The sequence below is a fragment of the Vibrio breoganii genome, assembly GCF_001677275.1.
Taxonomy (GTDB): domain Bacteria; phylum Pseudomonadota; class Gammaproteobacteria; order Enterobacterales; family Vibrionaceae; genus Vibrio; species Vibrio breoganii.
The window spans coordinates 1833306-1850682 of record NZ_CP016177.1 but is presented as its reverse complement, the minus strand read 5'-3'; the positions used below and the strand labels follow the sequence as shown (position 1 = coordinate 1850682).

Below are 17377 nucleotides of genomic sequence, written 5' to 3'. Positions count from 1 at the left end.
TATGAAAGACATTAGCTCGCACAAAACAGACTTACAATGAGGAAGTAATGGCAGGAAACAGCATTGGCCAGCATTTTCGCGTAACCACATTTGGCGAAAGCCATGGTATCGCTTTGGGTTGTATCATCGATGGATGCCCTCCTGGTTTAGCCTTAGAAGAGGCAGACCTTCAAAAAGACCTAGACCGTCGCCGTCCGGGTACCTCTCGTTATACTACCGCTCGTCGCGAACCGGATGAGGTGAAGATCCTCTCTGGTGTGTTCGAAGGGCAAACGACAGGCACTTCAATTGGTCTGTTGATCGAAAATACCGATCAACGCTCAAAAGATTATTCTGAGATCAAAGACAAATTCCGCCCAGGTCATGCTGATTACACTTACCATCAAAAGTATGGTGTGCGTGATTATCGTGGTGGTGGTCGCTCTTCTGCTCGTGAAACAGCCATGCGTGTAGCCGCAGGTGCGGTAGCGAAAAAGTACCTAGCGCAAGAGTTTGGTGTTGAAATCAAGGCTTACCTCACTCAAATGGGTGACGTAAAGATTGAGAATGTCGATTTTGATGAGATTGAAAACAACCCGTTCTTTTCTCCAGATGCAGCAGCGGTTGAAAAATTTGATCAACTGATTCGCGAACTGAAAAAAGACGGCGATTCTGTAGGCGCAAAACTTCAGGTAGTCGCAAAGAGCGTACCTGTTGGTTTGGGCGAGCCTATCTTTGACCGCCTAGATGCCGATATTGCCCATGCACTTATGAGTATCAATGCTGTTAAGGGCGTTGAAATTGGTGATGGTTTTGAAGTGGCTGCACAGAAAGGCAGCGAGCATCGCGATGAGCTAACACCGGATGGCTTTGCATCAAACCATGCTGGTGGCATCTTAGGTGGTATCTCAACTGGCCAAGACATTGTTGCCAACATTGCACTTAAGCCGACATCGAGCATTACCGTGCCGGGTAATACTATCAACCGTCAGGGTGAAGCGACGCAGTTAATCACTAAGGGTCGTCACGACCCATGTGTGGGCATTCGCGCAGTGCCGATTGCTGAGGCTATGCTGGCGATTGTGGTGCTTGATCATTTGCTTCGTCATCGTGGGCAAAACTTTGGTGTTTCTACAGAGACGCCGAAGATTTAAAGTTAACGGTGATGAGTACTTTCAAGGCCTTGAATAGAAATGTTCGGGGCCTTTTTGTTTGGTGTCACAAATTCAGCTTTGTTCATAACGGTTAGCAATGGTTTCGCCTTTGACCGGCGAGGTACTTTTTGTCTGCAGCAACAAAAAGTACCCAAAAAATGCCGCGGCTACTTTTCCTTTTGGAGGAAAAAGTAAGGCCGAAATAGAGCGTAAAGTTATCGCAATATTACGCTTTGTGATAAATAGACGAGTGCATATGTGGTTTGAGCCATTAGTGCAGTGAGCTTTCTGCTTCAAGATGAAATGAAGGTAGGCGCCATTTGAATCGCACGGCTGCCATTCTTAGTAGATAGCCAACAATCAAGGTGGTTATTGTCGCAGTAACATCGCTAATGCCGAATTCAAGTAGGGTTAGGTACAAACCCGATGCGATTAATGCCACTGAGGCATACAGCTCTTCGTGCAATACCAGAGGTGTTTGACGACAGATTAAGTCTCTTAAAAGCCCGCCAAAAATGCCAGTCACCAAGGCTGAAACCATACAGATAAGCGCATGGTGTCCCATGCCCATCGCTACCTTAGTACCGATAATACTAAATACGATCAATCCCAGAGCGTCTAAGCGAATAAATACTCCCTTGAGCTTGATTACCCATTTGGCAAATCCAGTAGTGAGTATGCCTGCAATACAGGTAATCACTAAAAATTCGGGATTTTTCACCCAGCTTAGTGGGTAGTGGCCGAGCAAAATATCACGGACTGTTCCGCCGCCTATGGCCGTTGCACTTGCGACTAGCATTACTCCAAACCAATCCATTTTTCGTCGACCTGCGCTTAATGCGCCTGTCATAGCTTCTGCTGTAATTCCAATGATATACAAAGCACTTAGTAGCATGTTGTGAGACTCTAATCGTGACCAGTTGTGCTGGTAGGCGGGAAAATTAGGCGTGAGTGTAGAGCGAAATCCGAACGGTGACGAATGAGATTTTGTACCGACGCAATCGTTTGTCAGATTACTAAATCTAATGGCGGGCGAATTACTGCGGGTTTACCTATCGCCTTAAAAAAGAGACAATATTGTTTTACACAGATACAACGACCAAAGCTCGCTATGACTCACGAGTACTCAGACCTAATCACTCTATTTAACGATACTTTTTATAGCTCGTTCAATACCAAGCTAGAACTCGGCGGAGATGAGCCGATCTATCTCCCTGCGGATGAATCAAATCACCATCATCGCATCATTTTTGCTAGAGGCTTTTATGCCTCTGCATTGCATGAGATCGCGCACTGGTGCGTAGCAGGGGCTGAGCGACGACTTATTGAAGATTTCGGCTATTGGTATGAGCCAGATGGTCGCGACGCCAATACACAGGCGGAATTCGAAAAAGTGGAAATCAGGCCACAGGCCTATGAGTGGATACTTTCACAAAGCGCCGGGTTTCGGTTTCAAGTCAGCTGTGACAACTTGCACGGCGCGTTTGAGCCAGATAGATTAGGTTTTATGAAAAAAGTGCATGCAGAGGTCATCGACATTTTAGAGAAAGGCTTGCCAACTAGGGTCGAGATGCTTTCTAATGCGCTTCGGGAACATTACAGTGTCCCTTCACTTACTCAGGAAGACTTTAAGGTACTTTAAACCATGATTTTACAACTCGAAGAACAACTCCTTGACACTATTGACCAAACCGTAGCGACAGCCTCGGATGATGAGTTGTTTGCTGGTGGTTATCTGCGTGGTCACATTTCCCTTGCTGCCGCTGATTGCGAATATGAAGCCGTTACTGAAGTCGCCGTATTCAAACAAAAAATTGAACAAAGTTTGGCGGATGCGCAATCTGAGCTGACTCCAGCTGATCGCGTTATCGTGGCAGACATGTGGGATGGCTTATCAAAGGCGATCGTTTAGTCTTTAACTCGACCCGTTTACTTGTTCAATTTTTTTGATGAAGTTGTTACAACTGACTCTATGGTCAAATGCTCTGATCTTATTATTATGAACGTAACACTAAGAGACAGTTAAAATAGGAAGTCATCATGAAAGTAGTCGCGTTTGGAGCCAGCACAAGCTCAACCTCTATCAACAAAACTCTAGCCGCTTATGCCGCTCAGCAAATTCCTGGTGCCGATGTAGAAGTCATTGACCTAATTGATTTCCCTGCGCCGCTGTTCAGCGAAGACACAGAGAAAGAAATTGGTCATTCGCAGTCGGCGCAAAAGCTGATTGCTAAGATTGGTCGCGCTGACGCTGTGATTGTCTCGTTTGCGGAACATAACGGTAGCTACACGGCAGCGTACAAAAACCTATTCGACTGGGCGACTCGCATCGAGCGCAATGTGTTCCAGAACAAACCTGTTGTGTATTTAGCTACTTCACCGGGCCCTGGTGGCGCGCAGAGTGTATTGGCAAGCGCAGTAGGCTCAGCGCCGTATTTTGGCGCCGACGTCAAAGCGTCACTGTCTATCCCAAGCTTTTACGATGTTTTTGACGTCGAGAGCAATGAGTTCAAGGAAGCTGAACTCAAAGGGAAGGTTCAAGAAGCGGTCGATACCTTGGTGGCAGAAGTCGCGTAAACTTCTCCCGCATCGAATGAAAACAAAAATGGGCTCAACTCTGAATATAGTGTGAGCCCATTTTATTATCCAAACCTATATCTCTTTCTAGATCTTATTTTTCGAGCCCAGGAATGGGTTTGCCTTTTCTTAGCTTTCGTACCCACATCCGACTGGGGTGCACCGCTTCAAGCATATCGGTAGACATAGGCAACGGCAGCCCAAGGATCTGAGAAGCCAATACCTCAGCCAGCATTGGAGCCGATGTTAGTCCGCGCGACCCCAGTCCTAATAAGCAAAACAGATTTGTGTACTGGCTGACAGGGGTTGGTTCGGCGCTGTTTCTCTTATACAAGTTCGCATACTGCTCGAGTATCGGTTCAAACTGTCCCACATTTCCTGCGAAAGGAAGGTGATCTCGGGAAACACTGCGAACCCCTTGTCGAGAGTCGTTGTCGCTGATATCCACCTTTGTTGTCCACGCTTGCTCAGGTATGCATTGCTGTAGCTTAGAGGCATTCTGCTGCTGAGCCTGTGGATCGAACGCTGTGGTCAAGTCGCTACGATCATAGCTGGCACCAATACAATGTTTATCCAACGGACTCTTTGGCGTTAGGTAACCATCGTAACAAACCACTGTTTTTAGTTGTTGCAGATGCTCATTGGTAGGAATATGGCTGACTTGTCCTTTTACCTTACCCAATGGTATTGATTGGCTTTGAGTAAATTGGTCGAACAGATGGCCATTTGCAATCACAACAACAGAATGCTCAAACGTCCCTTTGTTAGTCGCTAATTGCCATTTTTGGTCTTGTTCAGTTAAGTCGGTGACTTCATGACTTAGCTTGAGAGTCAGTTTTCCTTGCTCACTGAGCAGTTTAAATACGCCTTCAGTACATTGCTGAGGGGATAACCATCCGCCAAGAGAATAAAGCACCGAGCCAAAGGAGCAATCTAAGCCCGCTGTTTCACGGGTTTTCTGCGGGCTTAATGACTTGATTAGCTCTTGTGGATATTGCCCTTGCACTAAGCGAGAGAGTTTTTTGTGCTCTGCTTCATTCCAAAAAAGCTGAGTCACTCCGCACCAGTCATGGTCAAAATCCACTTTATTCGCAATCTGATCATAAAACTGTCTCGCAAAGGTAAAGCCATTGGCAAACACTTGAGACACCGCATTGTTATTGCCATTGAGAAGAGGGTAGAGCGCCCCTTGTCGGTTTCCTGATGCGCCTTCTGCGAGAGATTCATCTTTGCAATAGAGGGTGACGCTCGCCCCTTTCTGAATCAATGAATATGCTAAGCAAGCACTGGCAATGCCACCCCCGACAATTGCAATATCCCCAAGGTGCTCTGCTTTTTCAGTTGCAGATTGGCGCTCAAACAGTGGCGAGAGGTTGCCGTAAGGCTGCTTGTTGACCATAGAGCCTGCAATCATTTCGCGCTTGTGACCAAAGCCTTTCACTTTTTTCATCTCAAAGCCCGCTTCAATCAAGCCTCGACGCACAAATCCAGCTGCGGTAAAGGTGGCAACGCTACAATCTTGCTTAGCTATTTTGGCCATGCCATTAAACAGGTCTTGATTCCACATCTCTGGATTTTTACTCGGGGCGAACCCATCCAAGAACCAGGCATCAATAATGCCTTCTTGATAAGTGGGGACTCGAGGCAGGTTATCTTTAATATCACCGAGCCATAAATCTAATGTAATGGCACCATCGGCTAAGATCAGGCGCTGACATTCAGGCAATGCCATAGGGTAGTGCTGCTGAAGTTCGGTAGCGTACTTTTCCAGCTCAGGCCACGCTTTGTGTGCTTGCTTGAGATCATGCAAGGTAACGGGGAATTTCTCAAAGCTGATAAAGTGCAGTTGAGTCAGGTTACTTTGTGGATTTTCTGCTCTAAATTGCTCAAACTCTTTCCATACCGCCAAAAAGTTTAGACCAGTGCCAAAACCTGTTTCAGCGATGACAAATCGCGATTGGTCATATTTGTGCCATCGCTCTGGGATATGGTTTTGAGTAAGAAAGACGTAGCGAGTCTCAGCAAGCCCGTCATTATTGGAAAAATAAACGTCATCGAATTGTTCAGAGATAGGGGTGCCAGAGTCGTTCCAATCCAGCTGTGCATGTTTAATTTTGGGCATATTGATCATAGAATGAGTCGTTAACTGTAGAGATTGTACAAATATCTAGGAAAGCTGACCACTTTATCCGGCCTTTCTGGTTATCATCTAGCGGAAATTATGAATTATAGGAATGTCACATGAAACGAGTCGTGATCACCGGTATGGGTATTGTTTCCAGCATCGGTAACAACGTCGAAGAAGTACTAGAGTCTCTAAAAGCTGGCAAATCTGGTATTGAAGCCTCAGAACAATTTAAAGAAAAAGGGCTGCGTTCTCAAGTTTGGGGCAGTCTGAAGATTAATCCAGCAGAACATATCGATCGCAAGCAAATGCGTTTCATGGGTGATGCGGCAGCTTACGCATTCATTTCTATGGAACAAGCCATTGCTGACTCAGGCCTGGCTCCAGAGCAGGTTTCTAACGAGCGCACAGGTATTGTTGCAGGCTCTGGTGGTGCATCTTCACTAAACCAAGTAGCGGCTATCGATATCCTAAGAGAAAAAGGCGTTAAGCGTGTCGGTCCTTACATGGTAACTCGTACCATGGGTTCTACAGTATCCGCTTGTCTAGCAACACCATTCAAAATCAAAGGTGTTAACTACTCAATGAGCTCTGCATGTTCTACATCAGCTCACTGTATCGGTCACGCTATGGAGCTTATCCAACTAGGCAAACAAGATGTTGTTTTTGCTGGTGGTGGTGAAGAGCTTGATTACAGCATGTCGATGATGTTCGATGCGATGGGTGCACTGTCTACTAAATACAACGATGAGCCGACTCGCGCTTCACGTACCTACGATGCAAACCGCGATGGTTTCGTTATCTCTGGTGGTGGCGGTATGATGGTTGTCGAAGAGCTAGAGCACGCTCTTGCTCGTGGCGCAAAAATCTACGGCGAGCTTGTCGGCTACGGTGCTAACTCTGATGGTCATGATATGGTGGCTCCATCAGGTGAAGGTGCGGTTCGCTGCATGAAGATGGCGCTGCAGAATGTTGATTCTGTAGACTACGTGAACACTCACGGTACATCGACTCCGGTTGGTGATGTGAAAGAGCTAGGCGCGATCCAAGAAGTATTTGGTGGCAACAGCCCAGCAATCTCAGCAACGAAAGCAATGACAGGTCACGCACTAGGTGCGGCAGGTGTACATGAAGCTATCTACACTGCGCTTATGCTAGAGCACGGCTTTGTTGCGCCAAGCATCAACGTTGAAAATCTAGACGAAGCAGCTGCGGGTCTTGATATTGTGACTGAGAAGCGCGACCAAGAACTTAAGACCGTGATGTCTAACAGCTTTGGCTTCGGCGGTACTAACGCAACGCTAGTGTTCAAAAAGTACGAAGGCTAATCCCCTCCCCCTACCTTTTATTAGGTAGGGTACATGTCATTCCCGAGTGTTTTTTATCGGGAATCTGCTTTGGGTAGTACAATTTTAAGGCCCGACAGGCTTTGCTTGTCGGGCCTTTTATTATTAATCTATAACCCTGCCAATCACTTTGAAGCCCTGTTAATGAAAATTGTAATTGATGAAAATATGCCTTACGCCAAAGAGTTATTTGGTCAGCTAGGCGAGGTTATCGCGTTATCCGGACGTACTATCAATGCGGATGACCTAGTCGACGTTGATGCCCTGATGATTCGCTCTGTCACTAAAGTGAACAGTGAGCTGTTGTCTAAAGCCAACAAACTTAAGTTCGTGGGTACTGCAACGGCGGGGTACGATCACCTTGACGAAAAAGCACTCGAGGCAAAGGGCGTTGCTTATACTCACGCCCCTGGCTGTAACAAGGTGGGTGTGGCGGAATATGTCATTTCATCATTGATGGTACTTTCTCAGCAGCAAGGCTTCTCAATCTTTGATAAGACGGTCGGCATCATAGGTGCAGGGCAAGTGGGTAGTTATTTAGCGAAGTGCCTTTCTGGCATCGGTATTAAGGTGCTGCTTAATGACCCATTAAAAGAGGCTGAGGGTGACACTCGTCAGTTTACCGCTTTGGATGAATTGCTAGAGCAAAGTGATGTGATTTCTCTGCACACGCCAATCACCCGAGACGGCGAGCACCCAACTCATCATCTCATCGACTCTGAGCGTTTGCAGGCAATGCGTGCTGATCAAATTTTGATTAATGCAGCCCGTGGACCGATTGTCGATAATTCTGCGCTAAAACAGAGACTACAGCGCAATGATGGCTTCACTGCAGTACTAGACGTGTTTGAGTTTGAGCCTGAGGTCGATCTTGAGCTTCTTCCATTGCTGGCTTTTGCTACGCCACACGTTGCTGGATATGGCCTAGAGGGTAAAGCCCGAGGCACGACTATGATCTTTAACTCTTTTTGTCAGTTAATTGAGAGCCCACTTTCTGCTAACGCTGCCGATCTTTTGCCTATCGCGCCAGTACCTGAAATGCATTTATCTCGCCCTTGGGATGAAGCAACACTGCACAACATCACACAATTGATCTATGATGTGCGCAAAGACGATGCCCTGTTTCGCCGAAAGATTGGGAAAACGGGTGCATTTGACCAAATGCGCAAAGAATACTGGGACCGCCGAGAATATGGCGCGGTGACGCTGACCGGTGATGCGTCTTGTAATCTGCAACCCTTGCAAGAATTAGGTTTTAAGGTAGAGGTAAGTAAATGAGTCAAAAATTTAATGTGGCTATTTTAGGCGCGACTGGTGCTGTGGGTGAAACACTACTAGAAGTGCTTAAAGAGAGAGATTTCCCAGTAGGAGATCTGCATTTACTGGCCAGTGAGCGTAGTAAGGGTAAGAGCTACCGTTTTAACGGTAAGAGCATCGAAGTACAAAATGTTGAAGAATTCGATTGGTCTCAAGTTCATATCGCTCTATTTTCAGCGGGCGGTGAATTGTCTGAACGCTGGGCACCTGTTGCGGCAGATGAAGGGGTTGTCGTCATCGACAATACTTCGCAGTTCAGATACGACTACGACATCCCTCTCGTTATTCCTGAGGTGAACCCAGAGGCGATTGCTGAGTTCCGTAACCGTAACATCATTGCAAACCCAAACTGTTCTACTATCCAAATGCTAGTGGCTTTGAAGCCCATTCATGATGAAGTCGGCATTGAACGCATTAACGTATCGACCTATCAGTCAGTTGCGGGTGCAGGTAAATCAGGCATTGATGAACTCGCAGGCCAAACGGCGAAGCTACTTAATGGTATTCCAGCAGAACCTGAAACGTTTTCTCAGCAAATTGCATTTAACTGTATCCCTCAGATCGATGCGTTTATGGATAACGGTTACACCAAAGAAGAAATGAAGATGGTGTGGGAAACACAAAAAATCTTCAATGACCCTTCAATCATGGTTAACCCTACGTGTGTTCGCGTTCCTGTTTTCTATGGTCACGCAGAGGCAGTGCACGTAGAAACGCGCGCTCCTATTGATGCTGCGCATGCTATTGAGCTGTTTGAGCAAACAGAGGGTATTGAGGTTTTCCAAGGTGAAGACTTCCCAACTCAGGTACGCGATGCTGGCGGCAAAGATCACGTTATGGTCGGTCGTGTACGCAATGATATTAGTCATCAAAGCGGCCTTAACTTGTGGGTTGTTGCTGACAACGTGCGTAAAGGTGCGGCAACTAACGCGGTACAAATCGCTGAATTATTGATTCGCGATTACTTCTAAACGGTGACTGCTTCTATGAAGTAATGCTCGTCTGATTGGCAAAGCCAGAGTTGACTCGTTCATCTCTGGCTTTTTCTATTTAGGCAAGATAAAGCTCAGTGATTAACCATTAGCGGTATTTGCAACACATTTTTAACGTAAATTGGCATGCTGTTGTTGTCTTTTGTTGTAAATTTTAGCAAATTAGAACTATTCATCGCCTAAGGTAAATCTAGTTGCGCTCTCAAATGGAATTGTATCGTCGTACCCTTATTGTCATTGTTTGTATTCTGTTTTCTGTTGTTTCGCATGCTGAAGAAATTCGCCTTGTCGGACCCAGTGGAAAACTGCAAGCGGTTCCTACCTATATTGTCCCAGATAACCTTGATGGCACGACGCTAAATCGCGACCAAAACAGGCTTTCTACTCAAAGAACGTATGGCCCTACCGCTATAGACGAGACCTTATGGTCTATTGGTCAAACGGTAAGAACTAGCGAGCAGCAATCTGTTTATAAGATGGTATTGGCTATCTACAGAGCGAACCCTACCGCTTTTGAAGACAGAAACATTCATTTGCTAAAGCCGGGCAGCACCATCACGATTCCAACGGATGCTGAAGTAGAAAAACAGAGTGTTGCGGAAGCGGTTCGTTTATTCAAAATTCATGAGCGCAAAGCGAGCTATCTTGCCAAGGTAGCCAGTGAAAATGCCCCTACTCAGATTAATGTTGAAGACCTTGGCGCACGAGAAATTCAGCAAAAACAGATAGAGTTTTTGCAGCAGCAATTGCAATCGTCGCAAAGTGAATTTAATTCCCTACAACAAAATAATCAGGACCTACTTAAGGCTATCGGCACTATTCGCACCGACGTAGTGGAGTTAAAAGGTCAATTAGACCTTGAGTCTGAGCGTCGCGCCAATGTAGAAAAGATACTCATTGAGCAGCGTAATGCATCAGGTACAGTTGTTAGTCAAGACAGTACAAGCCTACTCACTAATGTGTGGGTGATTGTGGCGCTGTCGGCGGCGGTCACTGCCTTGATTATGTTGCTGATCATTAGGCTAACCCTTTCCATTCGACCTGTTCCTCAGATCGGTAATGAGCCTTCAGCGCCTAAGGCACTAAACCCAGCACCTGTTGCTCGAGGTGATGATGAGCCAGAGATTGAAAATGTAGAGCCTGTGGAGGCAAGGAAAGATTCGGCTACTGATGAATCTACACAGGCTGAATCTACACATACTGAATCACAGCAAGGCACGGTAAATCCGTTAGATAAAGAGTTTGAGCAAGAGCTTGATAAAATCTTGGCGGATCAAGCAGAGAGTGAGCATGACGAATTAGCAGAAGCGGACGTCAAATCAAGCTCTCAATCAGAAGTCGAACCAGAAGAGGTTGTTCATGATGAAGACTTGCCAGAGTATGGTGAAAAAGAGGCGTTAGCTGATGCTAGAAAAGAAGCGTTAGAGCTATTAGCTGAAGACGATACTACTAAGATTTCTGAATCCAAGCCTGCAGGTGAAGAGTCAGCCCCCCAATCGTCGTTAGAGTCTGAATCACAAGAGATTAATCCTACGGAAGACGTTGTGTCGCAACAGATACCTGTTGAGAATGAGCCATCAGTAGAACAGAAGCCTCATAGCCCTTATAAGACTATCGATGAAGTGATCGCTGAGGGAGACGCTGAGCCTACAACAAACCCAGATGAAGAAGAGCTAGACCTTAGGGTTGGGCTTGATGAATTCCCCGATGTGATTGGCAAGGTCGAACTAAAAGACGTTGATTTGGAGGGAGAAGTCGCAAGTCAGTTAGATCTTGCTACGGTTTACATTCAAATGAACGACCTAAACCATGCCAGAAAGTTGTTAAAAGGGGTGTTGGAAAAGGGCTCGCAAGAGGAACAACAGCGCGCTCAGCAGCTATTGGAGTCTATTCGCTCTTAATGAAATTTGTGAGGTTAACGTGCATCGTTTATACTGCCCGCCCCAAATTTCAACTGGATTGTGACTGATGAGAATCGCCCTAGGCATCGAATACGATGGTGCAAAATATTATGGTTGGCAAAGACAGAATGAGTTCGATTCTGTTCAAGAGCGTTTAGAGAAAGCACTCTCCATAGTGGCGAATCACCCAGTAGAGGTTCAATGCGCAGGTCGCACAGACGCTGGTGTCCATGGCACCGGACAAGTCGTGCATTTTGATACTACTGCCTCTCGCAAGATGCTGGCTTGGCAAATGGGCGTGAACGCGAATATGCCCGGTGATATTGCGGTACGTTGGGCTACAGAGGTTTCTGAAGACTTTCACGCACGATTCAGTGCCACAGCAAGGCGCTATCGCTACGTTATTTATAATCATGCTTTGCGCCCTGCAATCCTAGCAAAAGGGGTGAGCCATTATCATGGCGACCTTGATGTAGAAAAAATGCATCAAGCTGCCCAGTTCTTGTTAGGAGAGAATGACTTTACCTCATTTAGGGCGGCGCATTGTCAGTCGCACAGTCCGTTTCGTAACATGATGCACATTAACGTGACTCGCCATAACCACTATGTCGTTGTCGATATCAAGGCGAATGCCTTTGTCCATCACATGGTGCGAAACATCGTCGGTAGCTTGCTGGTGGTAGGCCGCAATGAGCAACCGATTGAATGGATTGAGTGGTTACTAGCGCAGAAAAATCGCTCCCTAGCAGGAGCAACGGCGAAAGCCCACGGATTATATTTGGTAAAAGTGGACTACCCAGAGGAATTCGCTATTCCTGAATTGCCTATGGGGCCGCTGTTTTTACCCGAAGAATTGTGATGAAACGCAAATATAGCGTCAATTAGACGTCATTTTGCGGTAATAATTAAGTAGTAAGGGATAGGTACAACCAGTTTTTTATCTACACTAGAGTGGATCTATGGTTTAATCCTTGCAAATTATCAACCTCTTGCCGTTGCGGCGAGAGCTTAATGAAAAAGGTCTTTCATGAGTTGGCTTGAGAAGATTTTCAACAAAAGCAGTATTTCAACGTCTCGCAAGGCGAATGTTCCTGAAGGTGTATGGACGAAATGTACCTCTTGTGAACAAGTTTTATATCAAGCAGAGCTACAGCGTAACTTAGAGGTTTGCCCTAAGTGTGATCATCACATGCGCATCTCTGCACGTAACCGTTTAGACAGTTTTCTAGATGCAGATGGCCGTGAAGAGCTAGGTGCAGAGCTAGAGCCTCAGGATAAGCTGAAGTTTAAAGATACTAAGCGCTATAAAGATCGTATCACTACTTACCAAAAGAGCAGTGGTGAGAAAGACGCATTGATCGCAATGAAGGGTGCTATACACGGTATACCTGTTGTAGCGTGTGCGATGGAGTTTAAATTCATGGGCGGCTCTATGGGCTCGGTTGTGGGTGCACGCTTTGTTCGCGCAGTAGACGCTGCAATTGAAAACAACTGTGGTTTAGTCTGTTTCTCTGCAAGTGGCGGCGCTCGCATGCAAGAGGCGCTAATGTCTCTGATGCAGATGGCAAAAACCAGTGCAGCACTTGAACGACTTTCAAAGAAAGGTTTACCGTTCATTTCTGTTATGACTGACCCAACTATGGGTGGCGTATCAGCAAGCTTCGCAATGCTAGGCGATATCAATATTGGTGAACCTCGCGCGGTTATCGGTTTTGCAGGACGTCGTGTTATCGAACAAACGGTTCGTGAAGACCTACCTGAAGGCTTCCAAACCAGTGAGTTCCTACTTGAGCATGGTGGCATTGACATGATCGTTGATCGCCGTGAAATGCGTCAAAGAGTGGGTGGCTTATTGGCCAAGTTGACAAACCATTCATCACCTTTAGTGGTTTCTGTTAACGAAGGCCCAAAAGAGGCTGAATACGAAGTACCCGTAGCGCCAGAAAAATAGTACAGTACTCATTATCTGCCAGTAATTAGCGTTATATAGATAGATGAGTTCACATATCCCACAAGCCACATCATCCCTAACGGTGTGGCTTGATTATTTACAGTCCATTCATACCAGTGCGATAGACCTAGGTCTTGACCGTGTATCTCAAGTAGCCCAGAAAGCGACGCCTAGCCTGACTAAGCCTGCTCCCAAAGTGATTACCGTTGCCGGAACCAATGGCAAGGGCTCAACGTGTGCCATTATGGAAGCCATATTGCTCGACGCTGGATATAGCGTTGGCGTATATAGCTCTCCGCACCTTATTCGTTACAACGAGCGCGTTCGAATTAATGGTGCAGAGCTTGCGGACGAGTTTCACGTTGCTGCTTTTGATGTTATCGAAAGATTAAGAGGCGACATCAGCCTCAGCTTTTTTGAATACGCGACGCTTGCTGCTTTGCACTTATTCCAGCAGCAAAAAGTCGATGTAGTGCTTCTTGAGGTGGGCCTTGGCGGTCGTCTAGATGCAACCAATATCGTCGATCACGACGTCAGTATCATTACTAGCCTAGCGGTGGACCATGTTGACTGGCTTGGTGACGACATCAATGTCATTGGCTTTGAAAAAGCGGGCATCTTCAGAGCGGGCAAGCCGGCGATCTGTGGTCAGCCTAATGCACCGATGACAGTAGCCGCTCATGCCGATGATATCGGTGCGACGCTTTATCAGGTTGAATATCAATATTCGTATAAAGAAGACGGCGAATTGTGGCATTGGCAGTCTGGCAGCTTTGATGTTTCCGATTTACCAAAACCGAATCTTCCGCTAGCCAATGCGGCTACCGCTTTGATGGCGTTGGGCGTGTCTGATTTAGACCTTACTGATGTGAATATTGTTAACGGCCTAAAGAATGCCAAGCTTGCGGGAAGAATGCAGTATTTATCGCAACAGCCAACCGTCATCTTAGATGTTGCTCATAACCCTCACTCTGCCGAATACTTGGTTGCTCAATTGCAACAGCGCTATCCACAGCAAAAAATAAGAGCGGTTGTTGGAATGCTTCATGATAAAGATGTGGCAGCCACAATCGAAGCGCTCTCAAGCTGCACGCAGCATTGGTATCCTGCTTCGCTAGAAGGCCCTAGAGCGGCGTCAGCCGATGAGCTGTGTCAATATCTGGATAAGGGCACCGTAGGATTTGAAAACCCTGTGGAAGCGTTTGAGCAAGCTATGAGTGATGCAGGTAAAGAGGACATTGTCGTCGTATTGGGATCATTTTTTACCGTAGGGGCCGTGTTGGAACACTGGCAAACAAGGAGAAACAATGGCGAGTAAATTTCAAAGTCGCTTAGTCGGTACCATAGTACTCGTTGCCGTGGGGGTTATCGTACTCCCTGACGTGTTAGATGGTGAGAAGCTTCACTACAAGGAAGAGTTTGTTGCCATTCCAATCAAGCCTCAGCTTGAATCAGAAGTAGAGTCCTTCGAGATCCTCGATCCTGTCGAAGAGGATGTATCACTACCACCTGAGCCAGTCGAAGAGATCATTCATGAAAGCTCTGAGCCGGTAAAAGTGGCAGAAACCAAGCCAAAAGCTGAGCCCAAACCAGAAGTGAAGCCTAAACCTGAAGTAGTTGAGGTAAAAGAGCGTAAGGTTGAAGAGCGTAACAATTATCAAGACAGTGGTTGGATAATCCAGCTCGTTTCTTTAAGAAATTCCGAGAATGCGGAAACCTTGGCAAAAGATCTCCGCACCCGTGGTTACCGAGCGAGCGTTGTAAAAGCGAATGAGTTTTACCGTGTGATAGTCGGTCCTGATGTATCACGTTCCAAGTTAGAATCGCAACTGCCTGAATTGAAAAAGATCACTGGCGCTTCTGGCCAGATTCAGACATTTAAGCCACTAAAACCATAAAGAAAACGTTTGCGTCGCGCATTTTTCTGTTAGAATGCGCGCCAGCATGAGGAAGTAAAGCTCATGAATTGGATAGATTTTACTATTTTAGGTGTGATCGGCATCTCTGCGCTGATCAGTTTGGTACGAGGTTTTGTTAAGGAAGCGCTCTCGTTAGTGATTTGGTTTGGCGCCTTTTTTATTGCCAGCCAGTACTACACTAGATTAGCGGTGTACTTTACAAACATCCAAGATGACATGGTCCGAAATGGAGCTGCAGTTGGCGCTCTGTTTGTGGCAACGCTAGTCGTTGGTGCAGTCATTAACTACACCATAGGCCAGTTGGTCCAAAAGACAGGTCTGTCCGGGACAGATCGCGTGCTTGGGGTCGTGTTTGGTACTTTGCGCGGCGTATTAATCGTTGCTGCAGTACTGTTTTTTATGGATGCCTTCACCAGTTTGTCGAATTCCGACTGGTGGAAGCAATCGCAATTGATTCCAGAGTTCAGTCGTCTGATCGCACCGTTTTTCGAACATCTTAAAGAAACGTCTAGCTTTTTATCCGGCGTGATATAAAGCTAAACTGGCCAATACTGAGGGTTTAGACATGTGTGGTATTGTTGGAATTGTAGGCACAACTCCTGTTAACCAATCGATTTATGATGCGCTTACGGTTTTGCAACATCGTGGACAAGATGCTGCGGGTATTATTACCATAGATAGCAATCGTTTTCGTCTGCGTAAGGCAAACGGTCTAGTTAAGGATGTGTTTGAAGCCAAACACATGCAACGCTTACAAGGCTCGGTAGGTATCGGACACGTTCGTTACCCTACTGCAGGTAGTTCAAGTGCGTCTGAAGCACAGCCTTTTTACGTGAACTCTCCTTTTGGTCTCACGTTAGCTCATAACGGCAACCTAACAAACGCTGCTGAAGTTCGTCAGAAGCTTTTCGAACAAGATCGTCGTCATGTAAATACAACGTCTGATTCTGAAGTTCTGCTAAATGTACTGGCTCATAACATTGATATGACCAAGACATTCAACATTACTGAGAAAGACGTGTTTGATGCGGTTGAGCGTGTACATCAGACTATTCGTGGCGCCTATGCAGTAACAGCAATGATCATTGGTCATGGCATGGTTGCATTTCGCGATCCAAATGGCATTCGTCCTTTATGCCTTGGTAAACGTGAAGTTGAAGGTGGCACAGAATACATGGTGGCATCTGAGTCTGTAGCACTCGATGCTGTAGGTTTTGATTTCATGCGTGATGTAGCACCAGGTGAAGCGGTATACATTACTTTTGATGGACAACTGTACACTAAGCAATGTGCAGAGAATCCACAATTGAACCCATGTATCTTTGAGTTCGTTTATTTTGCTCGCCCTGACTCATTCATCGACAAGGTATCTGTATACAGTGCTCGCGTTGAAATGGGTAATAAGCTAGGTGAGAAAATCAAGCGCGAATGGGATGATTTGGATATCGATGTGGTTATCCCAATCCCTGAAACCTCTTGTGATATCGCACTGCAGATTGCTCAGATTATTGGCAAGCCATACCGTCAAGGTTTCGTTAAAAACCGCTATGTAGGTCGTACCTTCATTATGCCAGGTCAGCAGCAACGTAAGAAATCAGTACGTCGTAAGCTGAACGCAATTCGCTCTGAATTCAAAGGCAAGAATGTACTGTTAGTTGATGACTCTATCGTTCGTGGTACAACATCCGAGCAGATCATCGAGATGGCTCGTGATTCAGGTGCAAACAAGGTTTACATCGTTTCAGCGGCGCCAGAAGTACGCTTCCCGAATGTGTACGGCATCGATATGCCAAGTGCTAATGAGTTGATTGCTCACGGTCGTGAAGTGGATGAGATTTCTAAGCTTATCGGCGCTGATGGACTGATGTTCCAATCAATAGAAGACCTTGTTGCTGCAGTAGGCGAGGGCAACCCTGATATAAAGACGTTTGAGACCTCTGTATTCAGTGGCCAATACGTGACAGGTGATGTGGACCAAGAGTACTTAGACTTTCTTGATTCATTGCGCTCTGACGATGCAAAAACTGAGCAAAACATTGCTCAAGACTTAGCAAACCTAGAGATGTATAACGAAGGCGCGTAATGCTTCTTCAGTTCAAATAAAAAGGCTCAGCAT

General features: G+C 46.2%; 16 protein-coding genes. 14 read left to right on the top strand and 2 right to left on the bottom strand.

All coding sequences use genetic code 11. The features are described 5' to 3' along the window. The first annotated feature begins 47 nt into the window (after nucleotides 1-47). On the top strand, nucleotides 48-1133 hold the full coding sequence (aroC, locus tag A6E01_RS08540; protein WP_017027796.1) for a chorismate synthase: 1086 nt from the start codon (nucleotides 48-50) through the stop codon (nucleotides 1131-1133). A 271-nt stretch (nucleotides 1134-1404) separates the two neighbouring features. On the opposite strand, the gene A6E01_RS08530 is transcribed toward aroC, so the two are convergent. Continuing rightward, on the bottom strand, nucleotides 1405-2028 hold the full coding sequence (locus A6E01_RS08530) for a trimeric intracellular cation channel family protein (RefSeq protein WP_017027797.1): 624 nt from the start codon (nucleotides 2026-2028) through the stop codon (nucleotides 1405-1407). 216 nt (nucleotides 2029-2244) lie between these two features. Between A6E01_RS08530 and A6E01_RS08525 the strand changes: the two genes are divergently transcribed. The 3 genes from A6E01_RS08525 to A6E01_RS08515 all read left to right on the top strand — a co-directional run bounded on the left by A6E01_RS08525 (nucleotide 2245) and on the right by A6E01_RS08515 (nucleotide 3710). Next, on the top strand, nucleotides 2245-2775 hold the full coding sequence (locus A6E01_RS08525; protein ID WP_102329841.1) for an elongation factor P hydroxylase: 531 nt from the start codon (nucleotides 2245-2247) through the stop codon (nucleotides 2773-2775). A 3-nt stretch (nucleotides 2776-2778) separates the two neighbouring features. Further along, nucleotides 2779-3045 (top strand): YfcL family protein, encoded by a 267-nt coding sequence (locus A6E01_RS08520; RefSeq protein WP_017027799.1) that lies wholly within the window; start codon nucleotides 2779-2781, stop codon nucleotides 3043-3045. Nucleotides 3046-3173: 128 nt separating this feature from the next. After that, nucleotides 3174-3710: an NADPH-dependent FMN reductase gene (locus A6E01_RS08515; protein ID WP_017027800.1), complete on the top strand. Its 537-nt coding sequence runs from the start codon at nucleotides 3174-3176 to the stop codon at nucleotides 3708-3710. Nucleotides 3711-3804: 94 nt separating this feature from the next. Here A6E01_RS08515 and mnmC read toward each other — a convergent pair whose 3' ends face one another. Beyond that, entirely contained in the window at nucleotides 3805-5832 is a 2028-nt protein-coding gene (mnmC, locus tag A6E01_RS08510) for a bifunctional tRNA (5-methylaminomethyl-2-thiouridine)(34)-methyltransferase MnmC2/FAD-dependent 5-carboxymethylaminomethyl-2-thiouridine(34) oxidoreductase MnmC1 (RefSeq protein WP_065210362.1), read from the bottom strand. A gap of 119 nt (nucleotides 5833-5951) precedes the next feature. Between mnmC and fabB the strand changes: the two genes are divergently transcribed. The 10 genes from fabB to purF all read left to right on the top strand — a co-directional run bounded on the left by fabB (nucleotide 5952) and on the right by purF (nucleotide 17344). Continuing rightward, on the top strand, nucleotides 5952-7163 hold the full coding sequence (gene fabB / locus A6E01_RS08505) for a beta-ketoacyl-ACP synthase I (protein ID WP_065210066.1): 1212 nt from the start codon (nucleotides 5952-5954) through the stop codon (nucleotides 7161-7163). Between the two features lie 162 nt (nucleotides 7164-7325). Then, nucleotides 7326-8459 (top strand): 4-phosphoerythronate dehydrogenase, encoded by a 1134-nt coding sequence (locus A6E01_RS08500; protein WP_065210065.1) that lies wholly within the window; start codon nucleotides 7326-7328, stop codon nucleotides 8457-8459. Then, on the top strand, nucleotides 8456-9469 hold the full coding sequence (locus A6E01_RS08495) for an aspartate-semialdehyde dehydrogenase (RefSeq protein WP_017032469.1): 1014 nt from the start codon (nucleotides 8456-8458) through the stop codon (nucleotides 9467-9469). The genes A6E01_RS08500 and A6E01_RS08495 overlap by 4 nt, the downstream gene beginning before the upstream one ends. 215 nt (nucleotides 9470-9684) lie before the next feature. Continuing rightward, nucleotides 9685-11391 carry a FimV/HubP family polar landmark protein gene (locus A6E01_RS08490; protein ID WP_237334467.1) on the top strand — a complete coding sequence of 569 codons (1707 nt, stop codon included), beginning with the start codon at nucleotides 9685-9687 and terminating at the stop codon, nucleotides 11389-11391. A 67-nt stretch (nucleotides 11392-11458) separates the two neighbouring features. Then, complete coding sequence (gene truA / locus A6E01_RS08485) at nucleotides 11459-12250, top strand: tRNA pseudouridine(38-40) synthase TruA (RefSeq protein WP_017027806.1); 792 nt, start codon at nucleotides 11459-11461, stop codon at nucleotides 12248-12250. Between the two features lie 168 nt (nucleotides 12251-12418). Then, complete coding sequence (accD, locus tag A6E01_RS08480; RefSeq protein ID WP_017027807.1) at nucleotides 12419-13342, top strand: acetyl-CoA carboxylase, carboxyltransferase subunit beta; 924 nt, start codon at nucleotides 12419-12421, stop codon at nucleotides 13340-13342. 43 nt (nucleotides 13343-13385) lie between these two features. Beyond that, nucleotides 13386-14660: a bifunctional tetrahydrofolate synthase/dihydrofolate synthase gene (gene folC, locus A6E01_RS08475; protein WP_017027808.1), complete on the top strand. Its 1275-nt coding sequence runs from the start codon at nucleotides 13386-13388 to the stop codon at nucleotides 14658-14660. Continuing rightward, nucleotides 14650-15240, top strand: coding sequence for an SPOR domain-containing protein (locus A6E01_RS08470; protein ID WP_065210063.1), 591 nt, complete (start codon nucleotides 14650-14652; stop codon nucleotides 15238-15240). The genes folC and A6E01_RS08470 overlap by 11 nt, the downstream gene beginning before the upstream one ends. Nucleotides 15241-15303: 63 nt before the next feature. After that, nucleotides 15304-15795 carry a CvpA family protein gene (locus tag A6E01_RS08465; protein ID WP_017032463.1) on the top strand — a complete coding sequence of 164 codons (492 nt, stop codon included), beginning with the start codon at nucleotides 15304-15306 and terminating at the stop codon, nucleotides 15793-15795. A gap of 31 nt (nucleotides 15796-15826) precedes the next feature. Beyond that, the gene (gene purF / locus A6E01_RS08460; protein WP_065210062.1) at nucleotides 15827-17344 is read left to right on the top strand and encodes an amidophosphoribosyltransferase; all 1518 of its coding nucleotides are present in this window, start codon (nucleotides 15827-15829) and stop codon (nucleotides 17342-17344) included. The last annotated feature ends 33 nt before the right edge of the window (nucleotides 17345-17377 follow it).

Bases quoted from the DNA above. Each gene is read 5' to 3' on its own strand.
- accD (WP_017027807.1), top strand. From the start codon at position 12,419: ATGAGTTGGCTTGAGAAGATTTTCAACAAAAGCAGTATTTCAACGTCT.
- A6E01_RS08465 (WP_017032463.1), top strand. From the start codon at position 15,304: ATGAATTGGATAGATTTTACTATTTTAGGTGTGATCGGCATCTCTGCG.
- mnmC (WP_065210362.1), bottom strand. From the start codon at position 5,832: ATGCCCAAAATTAAACATGCACAGCTGGATTGGAACGACTCTGGCACC.
- A6E01_RS08515 (WP_017027800.1), top strand. From the start codon at position 3,174: ATGAAAGTAGTCGCGTTTGGAGCCAGCACAAGCTCAACCTCTATCAAC.
- A6E01_RS08470 (WP_065210063.1), top strand. From the start codon at position 14,650: ATGGCGAGTAAATTTCAAAGTCGCTTAGTCGGTACCATAGTACTCGTT.
- A6E01_RS08520 (WP_017027799.1), top strand. From the start codon at position 2,779: ATGATTTTACAACTCGAAGAACAACTCCTTGACACTATTGACCAAACC.
- A6E01_RS08500 (WP_065210065.1), top strand. From the start codon at position 7,326: ATGAAAATTGTAATTGATGAAAATATGCCTTACGCCAAAGAGTTATTT.
- folC (WP_017027808.1), top strand. From the start codon at position 13,386: ATGAGTTCACATATCCCACAAGCCACATCATCCCTAACGGTGTGGCTT.
- A6E01_RS08530 (WP_017027797.1), bottom strand. From the start codon at position 2,028: ATGCTACTAAGTGCTTTGTATATCATTGGAATTACAGCAGAAGCTATG.
- truA (WP_017027806.1), top strand. From the start codon at position 11,459: ATGAGAATCGCCCTAGGCATCGAATACGATGGTGCAAAATATTATGGT.
- purF (WP_065210062.1), top strand. From the start codon at position 15,827: ATGTGTGGTATTGTTGGAATTGTAGGCACAACTCCTGTTAACCAATCG.
- A6E01_RS08495 (WP_017032469.1), top strand. From the start codon at position 8,456: ATGAGTCAAAAATTTAATGTGGCTATTTTAGGCGCGACTGGTGCTGTG.
- fabB (WP_065210066.1), top strand. From the start codon at position 5,952: ATGAAACGAGTCGTGATCACCGGTATGGGTATTGTTTCCAGCATCGGT.
- aroC (WP_017027796.1), top strand. From the start codon at position 48: ATGGCAGGAAACAGCATTGGCCAGCATTTTCGCGTAACCACATTTGGC.
- A6E01_RS08525 (WP_102329841.1), top strand. From the start codon at position 2,245: ATGACTCACGAGTACTCAGACCTAATCACTCTATTTAACGATACTTTT.